The organism is Streptomyces sp. NPDC127092 (assembly GCF_042722475.1).
Lineage (GTDB): Bacteria > Actinomycetota > Actinomycetes > Streptomycetales > Streptomycetaceae > Streptomyces.
Map to the genome: position 1 here is coordinate 295 of NZ_JBHXFE010000185.1, position 492 is coordinate 786.

Annotated in this window: 1 protein-coding gene; it reads right to left on the bottom strand. The window is 71.1% G+C overall.

The features are described from left to right. Positions 1-492: fumarylacetoacetate hydrolase family protein (locus ACFWJO_RS38655; protein ID WP_386872884.1), on the bottom strand; the 492-nt coding region annotated here is incomplete at both ends.

Below are 492 nucleotides of genomic sequence, written 5' to 3' on the forward strand. Positions count from 1 at the left end.
GAGATGTCGTTGGCCACCGCGTAGCCCGCGATGTGCTCCGGGGCGTCCTCGACGGCGATGCGTCGGCCCGGCTCCCCGACCACGATGCACAGCTCGCCCTCGTAGTCGACCCGGTGGTCCTCCTCGGGGACCTCGATCGGGTCCAGCGCACCCGTGAGGGACTGCGGGAACTTCGCGAACAGCGTCGGATGCTCGGGGCGATCCAGGCCCGTCTCGTCGATGTGGTTCGTGTAGTTCAGGCCCACGCAGAACACCTTGGTGGGGAAGGGCACGAGCGTGTCGTAGACGAGGCCGGAGGTGTCCAGCAGGAGGGACCGGTCGGCCTGCGCCGCGCGGAGGGCACCCTCCACCATCTCCCGCTGCTCCTCCGGCGTGGCGGTGAGGTACTCGCCGACGTCGCGACAGTCCGGCAGGGCGACGGCGCGCACGGCGACCTCGGGGTCCTCGGGGTGCACGGAGGTGATGACCGCGGCGAACGTGGCGCCGGGGTAG